Annotated in this window: 11 protein-coding genes and 1 other RNA gene; 7 read left to right on the plus strand and 5 right to left on the minus strand. The window is 59.8% G+C overall.

The annotated features are described in order from the left end of the window. The first annotated feature begins 348 nt into the window (after positions 1-348). Positions 349-2,400 carry a hypothetical protein gene (locus ASD75_RS13355; RefSeq protein WP_156401015.1) on the plus strand — a complete coding sequence of 684 codons (2,052 nt, stop codon included), beginning with the start codon at positions 349-351 and terminating at the stop codon, positions 2,398-2,400. Between the two features lie 1,361 nt (positions 2,401-3,761). Here the strand turns inward: ASD75_RS13355 and ASD75_RS13365 are convergent. The 5 genes from ASD75_RS13365 to ompA form a co-directional block, all read right to left on the minus strand. Further along, the gene (locus ASD75_RS13365; protein ID WP_056746342.1) at positions 3,762-4,985 is read right to left on the minus strand and encodes a site-specific integrase; all 1,224 of its coding nucleotides are present in this window, start codon (positions 4,983-4,985) and stop codon (positions 3,762-3,764) included. A 254-nt stretch (positions 4,986-5,239) separates the two neighbouring features. Then, positions 5,240-5,626, minus strand: a transfer-messenger RNA (tmRNA) gene (gene ssrA / locus ASD75_RS23370). A 13-nt stretch (positions 5,627-5,639) separates the two neighbouring features. Further along, on the minus strand, positions 5,640-6,314 hold the full coding sequence (locus tag ASD75_RS13370) for an HAD family hydrolase (RefSeq protein WP_056746344.1): 675 nt from the start codon (positions 6,312-6,314) through the stop codon (positions 5,640-5,642). 1 nt (position 6,315) lies between these two features. Continuing rightward, positions 6,316-7,026, minus strand: a complete 711-nt coding sequence (gene ubiG / locus ASD75_RS13375; protein WP_056746346.1) for a bifunctional 2-polyprenyl-6-hydroxyphenol methylase/3-demethylubiquinol 3-O-methyltransferase UbiG — start codon at positions 7,024-7,026, stop codon at positions 6,316-6,318. A 90-nt stretch (positions 7,027-7,116) separates the two neighbouring features. Next, positions 7,117-7,758: an outer membrane protein OmpA gene (gene ompA, locus ASD75_RS13380; protein ID WP_056746349.1), complete on the minus strand. Its 642-nt coding sequence runs from the start codon at positions 7,756-7,758 to the stop codon at positions 7,117-7,119. A gap of 223 nt (positions 7,759-7,981) precedes the next feature. Between ompA and gyrA the strand changes: the two genes are divergently transcribed. From gyrA to rpsA, 6 genes are all read left to right on the plus strand, one after another. Continuing rightward, positions 7,982-10,645, plus strand: a complete 2,664-nt coding sequence (gyrA, locus tag ASD75_RS13385; RefSeq protein ID WP_056746352.1) for a DNA gyrase subunit A — start codon at positions 7,982-7,984, stop codon at positions 10,643-10,645. Positions 10,646-10,740: 95 nt separating this feature from the next. Next, positions 10,741-11,850, plus strand: a complete 1,110-nt coding sequence (gene serC, locus ASD75_RS13390; protein ID WP_056746353.1) for a 3-phosphoserine/phosphohydroxythreonine transaminase — start codon at positions 10,741-10,743, stop codon at positions 11,848-11,850. A 66-nt stretch (positions 11,851-11,916) separates the two neighbouring features. Then, the gene (pheA, locus tag ASD75_RS13395) at positions 11,917-13,014 is read left to right on the plus strand and encodes a prephenate dehydratase (protein ID WP_056746355.1); all 1,098 of its coding nucleotides are present in this window, start codon (positions 11,917-11,919) and stop codon (positions 13,012-13,014) included. A gap of 12 nt (positions 13,015-13,026) precedes the next feature. After that, entirely contained in the window at positions 13,027-13,899 is an 873-nt protein-coding gene (locus ASD75_RS13400; RefSeq protein WP_015014432.1) for a prephenate dehydrogenase, read from the plus strand. A 134-nt stretch (positions 13,900-14,033) separates the two neighbouring features. After that, positions 14,034-16,076 carry a bifunctional 3-phosphoshikimate 1-carboxyvinyltransferase/cytidylate kinase gene (locus ASD75_RS13405; RefSeq protein WP_056746356.1) on the plus strand — a complete coding sequence of 681 codons (2,043 nt, stop codon included), beginning with the start codon at positions 14,034-14,036 and terminating at the stop codon, positions 16,074-16,076. Between the two features lie 195 nt (positions 16,077-16,271). After that, the gene (gene rpsA / locus ASD75_RS13410) at positions 16,272-17,957 is read left to right on the plus strand and encodes a 30S ribosomal protein S1 (protein WP_056063647.1); all 1,686 of its coding nucleotides are present in this window, start codon (positions 16,272-16,274) and stop codon (positions 17,955-17,957) included. The last annotated feature ends 84 nt before the right edge of the window (positions 17,958-18,041 follow it).

The following is an 18,041-nucleotide window of genomic DNA, read 5'->3' on the forward strand; positions in this document are numbered from 1 at the left end:
GGAGTGAGAGAGTAGGCTCGACGAGTACGGTCACCAACGATCCATCAGCCCCTCTGGGTGACCAGCCTGAAACAACCCCAGACAGTCTTGCAGTGATGCAGCACTAGCTGCTGCCGTTGCTGTTCGCGAGATGGGGTTGAAGGCGTTAAAAATGCGGTGGATGTATAGATGAAAATGGACGTGGGCAGCAGCGCTGCACGTCGTTTTCCAATCGCCTTAACTGAGGCGTGGGCCTCAGGCTGCAAGCCAGAGAGCTAGAGACTCCCGGACACTCACCCTGAAGACATTTATATACAGACAGGCTGGGTAGTCGCCTTGTCTACACACATCAAAATTTAGGGAAAATTAATGAACACTGATTACGATGAACACATTAACAATTTTAAAAAAGCTCTTGAAAATTTTGAATTATCTCAAGCACTTGAGGCTGCGAAACACCTCAGCACTAAAGCTGTTGCAGCTGCATTGGCAGCAAAACTAAAACAGCCCGGGGCTTTTCAGATTCGCGGAAATCGTGCTAAGCGCAATAAATTTTACGACTCGCTCCTTAATGCTCCAGCCATAACTAGCCAACACACGGAGGCACGGGCGTTTGCCCTGGATCTGCGCGACAAGATTCAAAAAATTGAGCAGTGCTTTGATGAAACTCGTTCGTCGCTCCCAAAGTGCGACATCTCTAATTTTCCAAAAGATATTCAATTCTGGAGCCATATCGAAAGAGCATCACAAGAGTTCAACATTCTCCGCGATGCACGCGATCGGGCGATGGAACAGATTAGCGCGAAGGCTAAGAGCAAGACGCCGTTTTCGATGCCAGAAATGGTAATTTTCAAAGATCCAGACGGCAATGAAATAAATCTGGATGTTGCATATTCCAACATCATCACCACGTCGAGCTTGACGTTGAAAATGCTCTCTTTTGAGCACAGTTTGCTTATAGGAGGCACGCTGGTCGCGCCACCGAAAGTCACGATCACCGATGAGCATGTTTTCAAAGCAGGCTCCATTCAACTCTACGCGATCACCTGGAGCGCTCTTGAGGACATCGCAAACCGAACGCTGTTCTTTGGTGGCGAAATCACCAGCATAGAAAAATCTAGCATCCCTCGTAACACTCTTCCAGAAGGCATCTATTCGAAATTCGGGGACCCTATAGTTTTTCATCGTACACCTACTGACGTTGAGATTTACGACTACATGGCAAACCGTAGACTTCATTCTTGGGCAATGCAGAACACAGTTCGGCTTACACAAGGGATGGGCTCAAAAATTCCCGTTATGACCGAAGGAGCGACAGCGCCCAAGCTATCAGAGGGGCTATTCGTTTCAGAGGAAGAAGCAATTACCCTTGCGGCATTAGCAGATATTTTGTCGTTTGACGTTTTTTCAGATCAAACGCGCTATCACGGACTGACGCTGCGGGAGTGGGTACGAGGATACTGCTCACTAAAACTGATTGCAGATGAAAAACGGACCGACTCCTGCTTGGTAACACTTGACAAAATAGCCCTGGAGCGGGGTTTCAGCGATTACCAAATTCCCGACGCATGTATTTCCACACTTATTAAACATTTAACATTCGGTCAGGACAGCCGTGATCTCTACGACTCACCCTTAATCTACTCGCAGGACGAAAAATACTCATTACTCGCAGATGCCTTCATATCCGCAAACGTTCCTAACGTACTTTTTTCCAGATTGAGCTCACTCGATACGCAGTTTGAAAAAAAAGGGAAAGGTTTTGAAAATAAGGTGGTCTCGTTCTTCCAGGCGCGAGGCTACCCATGTAAAGCGGCCAACTTCAGCGTAGATAACGCTCCTTACGAATACGATGCTTTACTTTTGCTGGACGACACTTTATTTATAATCGAATGCAAGAACACTTCACTGTCGGGAAATAGCGAGGTGCAGGCACTGCGCTATAGTAAATTTATCGACGATACAGTTAAACAGGTTAAACGCCTAGAATATGGATTAAATTCCCGTCCTGAGGTAGTTGAGTCGCTATTCGCACGGAAGCTCTCCGATCTGAAGGTGGTGCCAATGATATTGAATTCCATGACCTACTCCAGAACGCCCGTGGACGACGTCTATGTTTCCGATTATTCAGCACTAGGAAAATTCTTCGAAGAAAGTACCATTTCCGAGTTCCACTGGGAGAACGGTATTAAAAAGGTGAGGAAGGTTATCCATAGACTCTGGTCAGGAGAGCGCCCTACTTCCCAAGAATTACTTGCATACCTGTCCAGCCCACCTCAGTTGGAGCTCATAAAAGATCATCTGACGTACCATTTTTATCCGCGTCCTATGTCAGAGAGTTCCATTTTCTTTTCCGGCGTGCTCGATGTCGATGAGTCCGCCATGTTTAAAGCGAAACAAGAGGCACCTGCGGTGGCCTGATCTAGAAAATATAGCCAGCGTTCGGCTAAATGCCTCCATAGCAGAGACGGAGGCATCTTTGATTATTTAATGAGTTAGGACTCGGCCTGACGCTCACTACAGATCACCGTCCGCAGTCGTTAGATAGAGATATCTGCACATGGGACGGTGAAAATTCTCTGCGTCACGACGCCGGATTCCACAGCCAGGATCGCTGCAACATGCAGTCCAAGTGCAGATGAAGTCGCTTCACCCTTGCTTTACGCAGAACGGGCCATGCGCTTCGAGCTGGTCACAATTTTGTCGGTTTTTGCCATGTGCTCATGGGGACAGCAGACCGACCACCCGGCGTGCCGGTTGTTTAGCCTTCACCTACAACACCCTACCCAGCGCAGCCAAGATGACGTTGAACCAATCATAGTGGGATGGTAGCGCGGCTCGGCCTTGGTGGGTTTGGTGGGTTTTGAAGGGTTTTTTTCCGACAAAACGCGCGCAAATGGAAACAAGCAACCGCGCCAGGTCAGTGCCTTCGACTGCTTGGTGGGGTTTGTAGGCTTTGAAGGGTTTACCGACCGTCGAAGCGCGAGCAAGTGTTTTGCGCAGGGCACCGGCCTGCACCCCGCCGGAACCTGCACCAAATAAAATTCGAGAAATCCGGAGACGCCATCTGCAAAACCTTCGGGGTGGTCGCCACTTGGTGGGGTTTGTAGGCTTTGGAGGGTTTACCGACCATCGAAGCGCGAGCAAGTGTTTTGCGCAAGGAACCGGCCTGCACCCCGCCGGAACCTGCACCAAATCAAATTCGAGACACCCGGAGACGCCATCGCCAAACCTTCCGGGTGGCCGCCGCTTGGTGGGGTTTGTAGGCTTTGGAGGGTTTACCGACCGTCGAAGCGCGAGCAAGTGTTTTGCCCAGGGCACCGGACTAGACCCTGCGGGAACCCATACCAATTCAAATTTGAGATACCCGAAAAGAACTACCTACAAAGCCTACAAACTGGTCTTCATTGGTGTGTTTGTAGGTAGTTGATTCCAAGTATTTCTAGTTTGAAAAAGGTTCTTCCCGTTACGTCACAGGCTCCGGAGCCACCCGACACACGGCCTCAAAACTCCGTCAATTCCCGACAGCAAAAGGAGCCCTGTAGCGTCCCGCAAGCCCGCGTCAGGCTTGGCGATGCACCCAGGCGGCACCCCCGACGAAATCAACGCACGAAGCCAGCAGGCGCGGCGGGGTCTCGACAGCGCGCCAAGGGTTGCGCTCACCTTGAGGGGGCCTGGGCCGCCCTGCCCCACCCGCACGTGCAGGAGCTTGGCCAGGGCAGGTAACAACAGGCGTTATAGGTGGATGGTGTGGGGGTTCGGCGCGTGCTGCGGCCGACAGATCAGCCCTCGGCCGAACCGGCGCGCAGCTCGTCCAGGTAGTCGGCCCAGCGCTGCATCATCTTTGTGCGGTGGGCCATGTACTGCGTGCGGTTGTACGCGCGGCCGTTGGCATCCTTCACGGCATGGGCCAGTTGGGCCTCGATCACCAAGGGGTCCACGTCCAAGCGCTCCGCGAGCATGGTGCGGGCTGTGGCCCGGAAGCCGTGCCATGTGTGCACATCGGGCGTGTAGCCCATGGAGATCAATGCGGTACGCACAGAGTTTTCAGAGATGGGGCGGTCGTGGTTGCGCTCGCCTGGGAACACCATGGCACCCCGGCCGGTCAACGGGTGCAGCTCCTGCAAGACGGCCACGGCTTGCTTGGGCAAAGGCACCAGATGTGGCTCGCCATGCTCCTTGCCATCCTTGCCGCGCTTCATGCGAGCGGCGGGGATCGTCCACAACGCCGCGTCGAAATTGATTTCTGCCCAGGTGGCGGCACGTAGTTCGCCCGGTCGCTGGAACAGAAGGGGTGCAAGCTGCAATGCAGCGCGCACGACAGGCCCGCCCCGGTACGCCTGTATGGCGCGCAACAGCTCCCCCAGCTTGGTCGGGTCGGTGATGGCCGCAAAATGCCGCCCCCGGTATGGCGACAGCGCCCCTTTGAGGTCACCAGTGATGTCCCGCCCTACCCGTCCTGTGGCCACGCCGTAGCGCCACACCTGTCTGGCCAGCATCAAACCCCGGTCTGCTGTCTCTATCGCACCACGTTCTTCGATCTTTCGCAGGGTGGCCAACAACTCTACAGGCTTGATATCGACCAATCTGCGCTCGCCCAACCACGGAAACAGATCGCGCTCGAACTGGCGAAGCGCTCGTGCAGCGTGCCCTTCGCTCCAAACTGGGCTCTGTTTGGTGTGCCATTCCAGCGCGACCACCTGAAAAGAGTCTCCCTCGGGGTTGGTCGCCTTGAGCTTTTCCACTTTTCGGGCCTGCACCGGATCGACCCCGGTGGCCTTTTGGTGCTTGGCGGCATCCCTGGCCCGGCGTGCAGCCGTCAGGGAAACAGCCGGGTAGCTGCCCAAAGCGAGCTGCTTTTCCTTGTTGTTGACCCGGTACTTGAGAAACCAGCGCTTGGAGCCGTTCGGGCTGACTTGAAGATAGAGCCCGGCCGAATCACTAAATCGCGCTTGCTTGCGCTCGGGGGGACATACGGCGTTGCGGCACTCAAGGTCAGTCAGCATGGGGGTACAAAACGATGGATGAAGGTAGCCGGTGGGGGTACAGATTCCCCTATGGCGAACCCCCTTCTACAGAGGGAAAGTGGGGGTACAAAACACCGATTTCACCAGATTTCTGCGTTTGTACCCCCACTTGTACCCCCACTTTTGCTTGGCTGGGCATGGACGGCTGTAGACGGCCATGGACTGCAAGTCATTGATTCACCAAAGAAAAAGGGCGTCCACTGGATTAGTGTGGACGCCCTTGGATGGGGTTATGGTGGAGCTGGCGGGAATTGAACCCGCGTCCGCAAGCCTTCGTCAGGCAGATCTACATGTTTAGCGGTCTGATTTGGATCTCGCTACCCATGTCGCGCAGTCGCACGCTACATGGGCCGCCAGCACCCTATTTTCTCGCCTCCACCCAAGGTACCCGGATGGAAGCCAGCCCATGTAATTATCCTTGCAGCCGGGAGGCACTGATTGCTCAGAACCCCCTTGCCCAGCCCATCGGCCAACTGTTGCAAGGCTCACTGGCAATTAAGCAGCGAGTGCGAAACGTTCGTCGTTTGCAGTTAGTTTGTTAAATCGAGATTTACGAGCGTGACTCAAGCTCGACATGCACCACACTGATCCCGAACCCACGTCGAAACCAGGACAGCCCCTAGACTTCTTATTTTAGGTGTTCGCGAGCAATTGCAAGAGCTCGCTGGGAGATTTAATTGCGGCGTGCGCGCCCCACTCTGCAGGGTCGGTCCTGGCGCCCAAATAGCCGTAGATGGCGGCCACTGTACCCATGCCTGCCGCCAGACCTGCCACGATGTCACGCTCGTCATCACCCACATAAATGCACTGCTCCGGCGGCACACACAACCGCGCAGCCGCTTCCAGCAGGGGTGCTGGATGGGGCTTGGCGTGTGGCGTGGTGTCGCCACTGACCACTGCCGAAGCGGTGGCAAACAGCGGAATGGCCTGGGTCAGGGGTTCGGTAAAGCGGGCAGCCTTGTTGGTGACCACACCCCACGTCATGTTACGTTCGAGAATCTGGCGAACCAATTCAGGCACACCTTCAAAAATGGTGGTCTGCTCGGTCATGCGAGTTTCATAGTTCACGAAAAACTCTTCGCGCATGACGGCAAAGTCTGGGTGATCTGGCCCCATGCCAAAGGCTTCTGCCAGCATGCCGCGGGCGCCTGCTCCCGCCATCGGGCGATATCGGGCCGGGGGCAGCGAAGGCAGACCTCGGTCGGTGCGCATTTTGTCTGCGGCCGCCCCCAAGTCTGGTGCGCTGTCGATCAGAGTCCCATCCAAATCAAAAAGGACTGCGCGAATGCCATGAAAAACGGTAGCCATATCAGCCCAGGCGACGCGCGGCAAACAGGTAGTTGACGCTGGTGTTGGCGCTGAGCCAATAGCGACGCGTGAGGGGGTTGTATTCCAGGCCCTTGGTGTGCAGAACATCCAAGCCCGCACTGCGGCAATGCCCTGCAAGCTCGCTGGGGCGGATCATCTTGGCGTATTCGTGGGTGCCGCGCGGCAGCATGTTAAGCACGTATTCCGCGCCCACAATGGCCAGCATAAACGCCTTGGCGTTGCGATTGATGGTGGAGAAGAAGACCCAGCCCCCGGGTTTGACCAAGGTGGCGCATGCGCGGACCACCGAGGCGGGATCCGGAACATGCTCCAGCATTTCCATGCAGGTCACCACATCAAAACCAGCAGGTTGCTCCAAGGCCATCGCTTCAGCGCTGATCTCACGGTACTGCACGTTTTGGGTTCCAGCCTCCAGAGCATGCAACTGCGCCACGCGCAACGCCTTGGTTGCCAGGTCAATACCCAGCACATCTGCCCCCTTGCGCGCCATGGAGTCGGTCAGAATGCCCCCGCCACAGCCCACATCTAGCACACGCTTGCCGGTCAAGGCGCTCAGCCCATGAATCCAGTCAAGCCGCAGCGGGTTGATCTGGTGCAAGGGACGAAATTCACTGTCAGGGTCCCACCATCGGTGGGCCAATTCGGAAAACTTGGCCAGTTCGGCCGGATCTGCATTGACGGTTTCGATCATGTCGCTGATTGTCCATGAAGGGAGAGCGCGAAAAGCCCCAGACGCAAAAAAGCCCCGCAAGCGGGGCTTTTTTGTGAAGCAATCCGAAGATTACTGAGCGGCGCGGGTGCCAACCACTTCGATTTCCACGCGACGGTTCTTCGCACGGCCTTCGGCGGTCTTGTTGTCAGCCACGGGTTGCTTTTCGCCCTTGCCTTCGGTGTACACGCGGTTCTTTTCGATGCCCTTGGACACCAAGTAAGCCTTCACGGCTTCCGAACGACGCACCGACAGCTTCTGGTTGTAAGCATCAGAGCCGACGGAGTCAGTGTGACCCACAGCAATGATCACTTCCAGATTGATGCCCTTGACCTTGGAAACCAGGTCGTCCAGCTTGGCCTTGCCTTCTGGCTTGAGCACCGACTTGTCGAAGTCGAAGAAGGCGTCAGCAGCGTAGGTCACCTTGGTGGCGACTGCAGGAGCTGGTGCGGGAGCAGGTGCAGGGGCGGCAGCGGGTGCTGGAGCAGCAGCAGCTGGTGCAGCGGCAGGAGCGGGAGCAGCGATTGCGCCGTCGCAGCCAGGAGCTGCCGTAGCAGGCGTCCAGTTGGCATCGCGCCAGCAGTATTCGTTGGTACCGTTCTTCCAGACCAGTTGGCCAGAAGCATCGCGCCAGTTGTCAACGGTTTGTGCGCCAGCGGCGGTTGCGAGCGCTGCAGAGGCAAACAACATCGCCACTTTGTTCAGTTTCTTCATGGTTCTCCTCTTGGGGAAAAAGCCGCAGCCGCGCTGCGAATCAGGACGCCTGGGGTGACCACCACCCTAAGCGTTCAAACGATTGTGCCATACGTAACAGGGCAAAAGCTGCGCGCGCTGGTCGGGGCCCGTAGGACAAAACCTGAATTGCTTCGATATGTTGCGCCGTCGCTACACGGTCTTACGCCTAAAATGGCTCTCCTTTGCCGCCCCCGCCGTCCCAATGACCCAGTTTGCCAAAGAAACCCTGCCGATCAGCCTCGAAGAAGAGATGCGGCGCAGTTACCTCGATTACGCGATGAGCGTGATTGTGGGTCGTGCACTGCCCGACGCGCGTGACGGCTTGAAGCCTGTGCACCGCCGCGTTCTTTTCGCCATGCATGAGCTCAATAACGACTGGAACCGGCCATATAAAAAGTCGGCTCGTATCGTGGGCGACGTGATCGGTAAATACCACCCGCACGGGGACTCTGCGGTGTACGACACCATTGTGCGTATGGCGCAGGACTTCTCGTTGCGCCACATGCTGGTGGATGGACAAGGTAATTTCGGATCCGTGGACGGCGACAACGCTGCGGCCATGCGATACACCGAAATCCGCCTGGCCAAAATCGCCCATGAAATGCTGGGAGATATTGACAAGGAAACGGTCGATTTCGGCCCCAACTACGACGGCAGCGAGAAAGAACCGTTGGTATTGCCCAGCAAGCTGCCCAACTTGCTGGTGAATGGATCGGCAGGTATTGCGGTGGGTATGGCCACCAACATTCCGCCACATAACCTCAACGAAGTGGTCGATGCGTGCCTGCACATGCTGCGCAATCCCGAGACGACCATCGATGAGTTGATGGAAATCATCCCGGCCCCAGACTTCCCCACCGCCGGCATCATCTACGGCATCAACGGCGTGAAGGATGGCTACCGCACCGGACGCGGCAAGGTGGTGATGCGTGCCAAGTGCCACTTTGAGGACATCGACCGCGGCCAGCGCCAGGCGATCATCGTGGACGAGCTGCCCTACCAGGTCAACAAGAAGACGCTGCAGGAGCGTATGGCCGAGCTGGTGCACGAAAAGAAGATCGAAGGCATCAGCCACATCCAGGACGAGTCGGACAAATCCGGCATGCGCTTGGTGATCGAACTCAAGCGCGGTGAAGTGCCCGAGGTGGTGCTCAACAACCTGTACAAGCAGACGCAGCTGCAGGACACGTTCGGCATGAACATGGTGGCGCTGATTGACGGCCAGCCCCGCCTGTGCAACCTGAAGGATCTGATCAGCGTCTTCCTGCAGCACCGCCGCGAAGTGGTGACTCGCCGCACGGTGTTCGAGCTGCGCAAGGCACGCGACCGTGGCCATGTGCTGGAAGGCTTGGCCGTGGCCTTGGCCAACATCGACGACTTCATCGCCATCATTCGCAACGCGCCCACGCCGCCTGTGGCCAAGGCTGAGCTGATGGCCCGCCCCTGGGACAGCAAGCTGGTGCGCGAGATGCTCACGCGCACGCGTGCCGATGGCGGTGTGATCAACGCCGACGACTATCGCCCCGACGGCCTGGAAAAGGAATTCGGCATGGGCCAGGACGGCCTGTACCGGTTGTCGGAAACGCAGGCCCAGGAAATCCTGCAGATGCGACTGCAGCGCCTGACAGGCCTGGAGCAGGACAAGATCGTCGCCGAGTACAAGGAAGTCATGGCGGTCATCGAAGACCTGCTGGACATCCTGGCCAAGCCCGAGCGCGTGTCGGTCATCATCGGCGACGAACTCACCTCCATCAAGCAGGAGTTCGGCCAGCACAAGCTGGGCGCACGTCGCTCCATCGTTGAATACAGCGCACAGGATCTCTCCACTGAGGACCTGATCACCCCCACCGACATGGTGGTGACGCTGTCCCACACCGGCTACATCAAGAGCCAGCCCCTGTCCGAATACCGTGCCCAAAAGCGTGGCGGACGCGGCAAGCAGGCGACCGCGACAAAGGAAGACGACTGGATCGACCAGCTCTTCATCGCCAACACACACGACTACATCTTGTGCTTCTCCAACCGTGGCCGCCTGTATTGGCTCAAGGTGTGGGAAGTGCCGGCAGGCTCGCGCGGCTCGCGTGGCCGCCCCATCGTCAACATGTTCCCGCTGCAGGACGGCGAAAAGATCAACGTGGTACTGCCGCTCACCGGCGACATGCGCAGCTTCCCTGCGGACCGCTACGTGTTCATGGCCACCAGCATGGGCACCGTGAAGAAGACGGCACTGGACGAGTTCAGCAATCCGCGCAAGGGCGGCATCATTGCCGTGAACCTGGATGACGGCGACTACCTGATCGGTGCCGCCCTCACCGATGGCAAGCACGACGTGATGTTGTTCAGCGACGGTGGTAAGGCCGTGCGCTTCGACGAAAACGATGTGCGCCCCCTGGGCCGTGCGGCACGTGGCGTGCGCGGCATGATGCTGGAAGACGGTCAGAGCGTGATCGCCATGCTGGTCGCCGAAGACGAAACGCAGAGTGTGTTGACCGCCACCGAAAACGGCTACGGCAAGCGCACCAGCATCACCGAATACACCCGCCATGGCCGTGGTACCAAGGGCATGATCGCCATCCAGCAGAGCGAGCGCAACGGCAAGGTCGTTGCCGCCACACTGGTGCACGCGGACGACGAGATCATGCTGATCACCGACAAGGGCGTGCTGGTGCGCACCCGCGTGAGCGAGATCCGCGAACTGGGTCGTGCCACGCAGGGCGTGACGTTGATCGCACTGGACGAAGGCTCCAAGCTCAGTGGCTTGCAGCGCATTGTTGAGAACGACGCCAATGTGACGGATGCAGAAGCTGATGGGGATGCAAGCCCGGACGGTGGCAATTCCTCCGCACCTGAAGCCCCCGACGCCTGACCACCGCAGGGCGTGAAAACGCCCCGCCAATGCTATCAAAAGCAAAGCATCAGGCGCTTATTGAATAAGCGCCTGATGCATTTTTAGTCCCTAACATGACACGCCCTTACAACTTCTCCGCAGGCCCCGCCGCCATCCCCTCCGAAGTCCTGCAACAAGCCGCCGCCGAGATGCTGGACTGGCACGGCAGCGGCATGGGCGTGATGGAAATGAGCCACCGCGGCAAGGAGTTTCTGTCCATCTACGAAAAGGCGGAAGCCGACCTGCGCGAGCTGCTGGCCGTGCCGTCGCATTTCAAGATCCTCTTCATGCAAGGTGGTGGCTTGGCCGAAAACGCCATCGTTCCGCTCAACCTGTCGCGTGCCGGCGTGGTCGATTTTGTGGTGACCGGCAGCTGGAGCCAGAAGTCGCAAAAGGAAGCACGCAAATATGCGTCCGAAGTCAACATCGTTGCCACGGGTGAAGAGACGGGCTATACCACCGTGCCGGACCCAGCTTCGTGGACAGTGAGTCGGGGCGCGAGCTACCTGCACCTGTGCAGCAACGAAACCATCCACGGCACCGAGTTCCACCAGCTGCCCGACCTCAAGGCGCTGGGCAGCGATGCGCCGCTGGTGATCGACTTCTCCTCGCACGTGGCCTCGCGGCCCGTGGACTGGAGCCGCGTGGGCCTTGCCTTTGGCGGAGCGCAAAAGAACCTGGGGCCCGCAGGCCTCACGCTGGTGATCGTGCGCGAGGACCTGCTGGGCCATGCCCTGCCCGCCTGCCCCAGCGCTTTCGACTACAAAATCGTGGCCGACAACCAGTCGATGTACAACACGCCACCCACCTGGGGCATCTACGTCGCTGGGCTGACCTTCCAGTGGCTCAAGCGCCAGACAGAAGGCAGCCTGACCGGCGTGGCCGCCATGGAGCAGCGCAACATTGCCAAGGCCACGCTGCTATACAACGCCATCGACCAATCGCAGCTGTACGTCAACAAGGTGGCGGCCAACTGCCGCTCGCGCATGAACGTCCCGTTCTTCCTGCGTGACGAAAGCCGTAACGACGCATTCCTGGCCGGTGCCAAGGAGCGCGGGCTGCTGCAGCTCAAAGGCCACAAGTCCGTGGGAGGCATGCGCGCCAGCATCTACAACGCCATGCCATTGGCGGGCGTGCAGGCGCTGGTGGACTACATGCGAGAATTTGAGCAAAAGCACGCCTGAGCGCGCACCCGATACGACAGCAACAAAAAAACGGCTCCCAGAGCACGCACCGCTACCCCACCGTCCATGAACAATCCGCAAGCCTCACCCGACCTCGCCAGCCTGCGCGTGCAGATCGACAGCATCGACCAGCAACTGCTCACGCTGCTGAACCAGAGGGCGCTGGTGGCCGAACAGGTGGGTGAAGTCAAGAAACGTGAAGGCACGCCCTTCTTCCGCCCCGACCGTGTGGCGCAGGTCATCGACAAGATCACCAACGCCAACCCGGGCCCGCTCAAGGGTGCGCACGTGGCGGCGATCTGGCGCGAGATCATGTCTGCTTGCCTGGCCCTCGAATCACCCCAGCGTGTGGCCGTGCTGGGCCCCGAGGGCACGTTCTGCGAGCAGGCCGCGATTGAATTCTTCGGCGGTGCCGCCGACCTGATGTACTGCGCCAACTTCGACGAGGTGTTCCACGCCACGGCGGCGGGCAGTGCCCAATATGGCGTGGTGGGCGTAGAGAACTCCACCGAGGGCGTGGTCACACGCTCGCTGGACTTGTTCCTGCACACCCCTACGCATGTGGTGGGCGAGGTCAGCCTGCTGGTGCGCCACAACCTGCTGCGCACCAGCAACTCGCTCGAAGGCATCGAGGTGGTGCTGGCCCATCCGCAAGCACTCGCACAGTGCCAGGCGTGGTTGTCCAAGCACCTGCCGCATGCCGAGCGCCGCCCGGTGTCCAGCAATGCCGAAGGTGCGCGACTGGCCACCACCAACCCGGCCTGGGCAGCACTCTCCAGCGAGCGTGCGGCCACCCAGTTTGGCTTGCACATTGTCTCCCACGCCATCCAGGACGACGCCTACAACCGTACCCGCTTCGCCATCATCTGCCTGCCCCACACGCTGCAGACGCCGCCTCCTTCGGGCAAGGATTGCACCAGCCTCGTGGTGTCGGTGCCCAACCGCCCCGGCGCCGTGCACGACCTGCTGGTGCCGCTCAAGACGCACGGCGTGTCCATGACGCGCTTTGAGTCGCGCCCTGCCCGCACGGGCCAGTGGGAGTACTACTTCTACATCGATCTCGACGGCCACCCCGCCCAGCCCCACGTGGCACGGGCGCTGGAAGAACTGCGCAGCCTGTGTGCGTTCTACAAGGTCCTGGGCACTTACCCCGTGTCATCCTGAGGAGCGGCCGCCATGTTTGAACAATTGGGACTGATCGGCTGTGGGCTCATGGGAGGCTCATTCGCCCTGGCCATGAAGAAGGCCGGGTTGGTCAAACGCGTGGTGGGCTACAGCAAGTCGCCCTCAACCACCGACCGCGCCCGCCAGCTGGGCGTGATCGACGTCGAGGCGCCTTCCGCGCTACTGGCCGTGGCGGGCGCAGACATTGTGCTGGTGGCAGTCCCCGTGGCAGCCACCGAGGCCACCCTCAAGGCCATCAAGCACCTTGTCACCCCCCAGATGCTCATCATGGACGTGGGATCGACCAAGTCCGATGTAGTGCAGGCCGCACAGCGTTCGCTGCGGGACCAGGTGGGCTCCTTCGTGCCCGCACACCCCATCACGGGGCGGGAAGTGTCAGGGGTGGAACACGCCGAAGCCGACCTGTACAGCGGGCGCCAGGTGATCCTGACTCCCACCGAGCGCACCCTGACGGCCCAGCTGCAGGACGCCGAAAAGATCTGGACTGCGCTGGGCTGCCGCGTGACCAGCATGTCGCCGGAGTCGCACGACGCGGCCTTTGCCGCCGTCAGCCACCTGCCCCATTTGCTGGCGTTTGCCATGATGAACAGCATCACGGGCCAGACGCACGGTGACGACTTTCTGTCCCTCGCAGGCCCCGGGTTCCGCGACTTCACCCGCATTGCCGCCAGCGACCCCAAGGTGTGGCGCGACATCCTGCTGTCCAACCGGGACGAGCTGATTGCCCAGTCCAAGCTGTTCCAGCAGGCCCTGCGCAACATCGAGCAGGCCATGGAAAAAGGCAATGCCCAGGCGCTTGAAGACATGCTGACCTTGGCCAGCGAAACCCGTGCGCATTGGCGCATGGGCGCGAAGCGGAAGTAACCCCCTGAGTCGCCTGCGGCGCCTTCCCCCAAGGGGGACGCCACCCGTGGGCTGGCAAAGCCAGCTCCACGGTGGCACTGGCCTTGGACGCGCCAGTTGCGGCGGGCACTTGCGCAAATGGACGAAAGACACTGATGTACAGCACCGCATTCCTTGATCTGCCCCCTCTGCAAGCCGCTGCAGGCGAAGTCCACCTGCCGGGCTCCAAGAGCATCTCCAACCGGGTGCTGCTGCTGGCAGCGCTGAGCAATGGCACCACCACCGTGCACGACCTGCTCGCGTCCGACGACACGCGCGTGATGCTGGACGCTCTGCGCCAGATCGGGTGCACAGTGGATGAAGCGGGCAGCACCGTGCGCATCACGGGCCTGGGGGGCCTCCTGCCCCAATCCCCCGCCAAGCTGTTCTTGGGCAATGCGGGCACGGCCATGCGCCCGCTCACGGCGGCGCTGGCGCTGCTGGGCGGCGAGTTCGAGCTGTCTGGCGTGCCGCGCATGCACGAGCGCCCCATTGGCGATCTCATCGATGCGCTGCGCCAGCTGGGCTGCCAGATTGACTACCTGGGCAACGACGGCTACCCACCACTCAGGATCGCCCACGGCCAGGGCGTGCCTTCGCTGGCGCTGGCAGAGCCCATCCGCGTGCGCGGCGATGTGTCCAGCCAATTCCTCACTGCCCTGCTCATGGCGCTGCCGCTGGCGGCCGGCGAGCAGGCCATCGTGATCGAGGTGGTGGGCGAGCTGATCTCCAAGCCCTACATCGCCATCACGCTGCAGCTGCTGGCGCGGTTTGGCATCGTGGTCGAGCACCAGAACTGGCAGCGCTTCACCATCGCGGCGGGTAGCCGCTACCAGTCGCCCGGCAGTATTCATGTGGAGGCAGACGCCTCATCCGCTAGCTATTTCATAGCGCTTGGAGCAATAGCGACTGGTGCTACTGGCCAAAAAGATGCCAAATCCGGCATCAAGATACAAGGCGTGGGCCTCGACTCGATCCAGGGCGATATTCGCTTTGTCGAAGCGGCCCGGGCCATGGGCGCGGTGATCACCGGGGGCCCCAACTGGCTGCAGATCGAACGCGGCGCCTGGCCCCTCAAGGCCATTGACCTGGACTGCAACCACATCCCTGATGCGGCCATGACGCTGGCCGTGATGGCCCTGTATGCCGAGGGCACGACCACGCTGACCAACATCGCCAGCTGGCGCGTGAAGGAAACCGACCGCATCGCCGCCATGGCCACCGAGCTGCGCAAGCTCGGCGCCACGGTGGAGGAAGGTGCGGACTACATCCGCGTGACGCCTCCCGCCCAGTCCGCTGACTGGAAAGCCGCCAGCATCCACACCTACGACGACCACCGCGTGGCCATGTGCTTCTCGCTGGCCGCCTTCAATCCGGCGCGTCTGCCGGTGCGCATCGAAGATCCCAAGTGCGTAGCCAAGACCTTCCCGGACTATTTCGAGGCGCTGTTCTCGGTCGCCCAGGTCGAAACCTCTCACATCCCGGTGATCTGCATTGACGGCCCCACAGCCTCGGGCAAGGGCACGGTGGCGGCGGCGGTGGCGCAACGGCTGGGCTATCGCTTTTTGGATTCCGGCGCGATGTACCGCATCACCGCCCTCGCCGCGCTGCGGGCGGGTTTCGCCATCGATGCGGACCACGAAGCCCGTATCGCCACCCTGGCCCAGACGCTGCCGGTGCGGTTTGAGGGTGGCAAGGTGTGGCTGGGCAGCGACGACGTGACCGAGGCCATCCGCACCGAAGAAGCCGGTATGAACGCGTCCCGCGTGTCCGCCCTGCCTGCCGTGCGCACGGCGCTGGTGGACCTGCAACATAGCTTCCAGCGCCTGCCGGGGCTGGTGGCCGATGGTCGCGACATGGGCACCGTGATCTTCCCCGAGGCACCGTTGAAGGTGTATCTCACGGCCAGCGCCGCCTGCCGCGCGGAACGCCGTTATAAGCAGTTGATTTCTAAGGGTTTTTCGGCTAGTATCGAAGACCTTCGCGCAGATTTGGAGGCGCGCGACGCCCGGGACAGTTCCCGCAGCGTTGCTCCCTTGAAGCCCGCGCAAGACGCTCTGGTCCTGGACAACTCCGATTTGACGATTGAACAAGCCGTCGAAAAGGTCTTGGCCTGGTGGCAGGAGCGCCAGCCCTTCGCAGCTTCTGCGCAGCGCTGACAACGTGGAGCCTTCGGGCTCCAGGCAGTGCCGAAAGGCCTTGCCACAGGCCCACGCAGCCCCCATCGCGCGTCAGCGCGCAGGTTGTGTGGATCGATAACCTAACCCGCGGCTCTGCCGCAAAAAACCACCGCAAGCAGCTATAAAAACGGTAGCAATGGTGCTGCCGGAATCCTGTTTGTGGCAAGGAAACACATGTCCGAATCTTTTGCCGCCCTTTTTGAAGAATCCTTGCAGCGCACGGAAATGCGCCCAGGCGAAGTCATCACCGCTGAAGTCGTGCGCGTTGAGCACAACTTCGTGGTCGTGAACGCTGGCCTCAAGTCCGAAGCCTACGTGCCGCTGGAAGAGTTCAAGAACGACAAGGGCGAAGTCGAAGTCCAAGTGGGTGACTTCGTGTCGGTGGCCATTGGCTCCATCGAAAACGGCTACGGCGACACCATCCTGTCGCGCGACACCGCCAAGCGTCTGGCTTCCTGGATGAGCCTGGAAAAAGCCCTGGAATCCGGCGAATTCGTCACTGGCACGACCAGCGGCAAGGTCAAGGGCGGTCTGACCGTTCTGGTCAACGGCATCCGCGCATTCCTGCCCGGCTCGCTGATCGATACCCGTCCGATCAAGGATCTGACGCCGTACGAAAACAAGACCATGGAATTCAAGGTCATCAAGCTGGACCGCAAGCGCAACAACGTGGTGCTGAGCCGCCGCGCTGTTGTGGAAGCCTCCATGGGCGAAGAGCGCGCCAAGCTGATGGAAACCCTGAAGGAAGGCTCCATCGTTCAAGGCGTGGTCAAGAACATCACCGAATACGGTGCGTTCGTGGACCTGGGCGGCATCGACGGCCTGCTGCACATCACCGACATGGCATGGCGCCGCGTGCGTCACCCCTCCGAAGTGGTGACCGCTGGCCAGGAAATCACTGCCAAGATCCTGAAGTTCGACACTGAAAAGAACCGTGTCTCGCTGGGTCTGAAGCAAATGGGCGACGACCCATGGATGGGCGTGAACCGCCGCTACCCCCAAGGCACCCGCCTGTTCGGCAAGATCACGAACATTGCCGACTACGGCGCATTCGTGGAACTCGAACCCGGCATCGAAGGCCTGGTGCACGTGTCTGAAATGGACTGGACCAACAAGAACATCGCTCCCGCCAAGCTGGTTTCGCTGGGCGACGAAGTCGAAGTCATGGTTCTGGAAATCGACGAAGACAAGCGCCGCATCAGCCTGGGCATGAAGCAGTGCAAGGCCAACCCATGGCAAGAATTCGCACAGGACACGAAGCGCGGCGACCGCGTCAAGGGTCCGATCAAGTCGATCACCGACTTCGGCGTGTTCGTGGGCCTGGCTGCCGGCATCGACGGCCTGGTGCACCTGTCTGACCTGTCGTGGAACGAACCCGGCGAAGCCGCTGTTCGCAACTACAAGAAGGGCCAGGAAGTGGAAGCGATCGTGCTGGCCGTGGACGTGGACCGCGAACGCATCTCGCTGGGCATCAAGCAGCTCGACGGCGACCCATTCACGACCTTCGTGACCGTGAACGACAAGGGCCAGACGGTGACCGGCAAGGTCAAGACCGTGGACGCCCGTGGCGCTGAAATCGACCTCGGCGAAGACATCGTGGGCTACCTGCGCGCTTCGGAAATCTCCCGCGACCGCGTGGAAGATGCCCGCAACGTGCTCAAGGAAGGCGACGAAGTCACGGCCGTGGTGGTGAACGTGGATCGCAAGACCCGCAACATCCAGCTGTCGATCAAGCAAAAGGACATGGCTGACGAACAAGGCGCCATGGCCAACCTGAGCCAGCAATCGAGCCGCGAAAGCGCCGGCACGACCAGCCTGGGCGCCCTGCTGCGCGCCAAGCTGGACAACTCGGAAAAGTAAAGCGCTGACCCGTTAAACGGTCAGACAGCGGGCGCCTCGGCGCCCGCTCTTTTTTCAGCCAAGACTGCCTATGTCCCAAGATTC

It is taken from the genome of Acidovorax sp. Root568 (assembly GCF_001427445.1).
GTDB classification, from domain to species: Bacteria; Pseudomonadota; Gammaproteobacteria; order Burkholderiales; family Burkholderiaceae_C; genus Acidovorax; species Acidovorax delafieldii.

What these genes read in the sequence shown, in the direction of transcription:
- ASD75_RS13355 (WP_156401015.1), top strand. Translation starts at nt 349, where the DNA reads ATGAACACTGATTACGATGAACACATTAACAATTTTAAAAAAGCTCTT.
- ASD75_RS13365 (WP_056746342.1), bottom strand. Translation starts at nt 4,985, where the DNA reads ATGCTGACTGACCTTGAGTGCCGCAACGCCGTATGTCCCCCCGAGCGC.
- ASD75_RS13370 (WP_056746344.1), bottom strand. Translation starts at nt 6,314, where the DNA reads ATGGCTACCGTTTTTCATGGCATTCGCGCAGTCCTTTTTGATTTGGAT.
- ubiG (WP_056746346.1), bottom strand. Translation starts at nt 7,026, where the DNA reads ATGATCGAAACCGTCAATGCAGATCCGGCCGAACTGGCCAAGTTTTCC.
- ompA (WP_056746349.1), bottom strand. Translation starts at nt 7,758, where the DNA reads ATGAAGAAACTGAACAAAGTGGCGATGTTGTTTGCCTCTGCAGCGCTC.
- gyrA (WP_056746352.1), top strand. Translation starts at nt 7,982, where the DNA reads ATGACCCAGTTTGCCAAAGAAACCCTGCCGATCAGCCTCGAAGAAGAG.
- serC (WP_056746353.1), top strand. Translation starts at nt 10,741, where the DNA reads ATGACACGCCCTTACAACTTCTCCGCAGGCCCCGCCGCCATCCCCTCC.
- pheA (WP_056746355.1), top strand. Translation starts at nt 11,917, where the DNA reads ATGAACAATCCGCAAGCCTCACCCGACCTCGCCAGCCTGCGCGTGCAG.
- ASD75_RS13400 (WP_015014432.1), top strand. Translation starts at nt 13,027, where the DNA reads ATGTTTGAACAATTGGGACTGATCGGCTGTGGGCTCATGGGAGGCTCA.
- ASD75_RS13405 (WP_056746356.1), top strand. Translation starts at nt 14,034, where the DNA reads ATGTACAGCACCGCATTCCTTGATCTGCCCCCTCTGCAAGCCGCTGCA.
- rpsA (WP_056063647.1), top strand. Translation starts at nt 16,272, where the DNA reads ATGTCCGAATCTTTTGCCGCCCTTTTTGAAGAATCCTTGCAGCGCACG.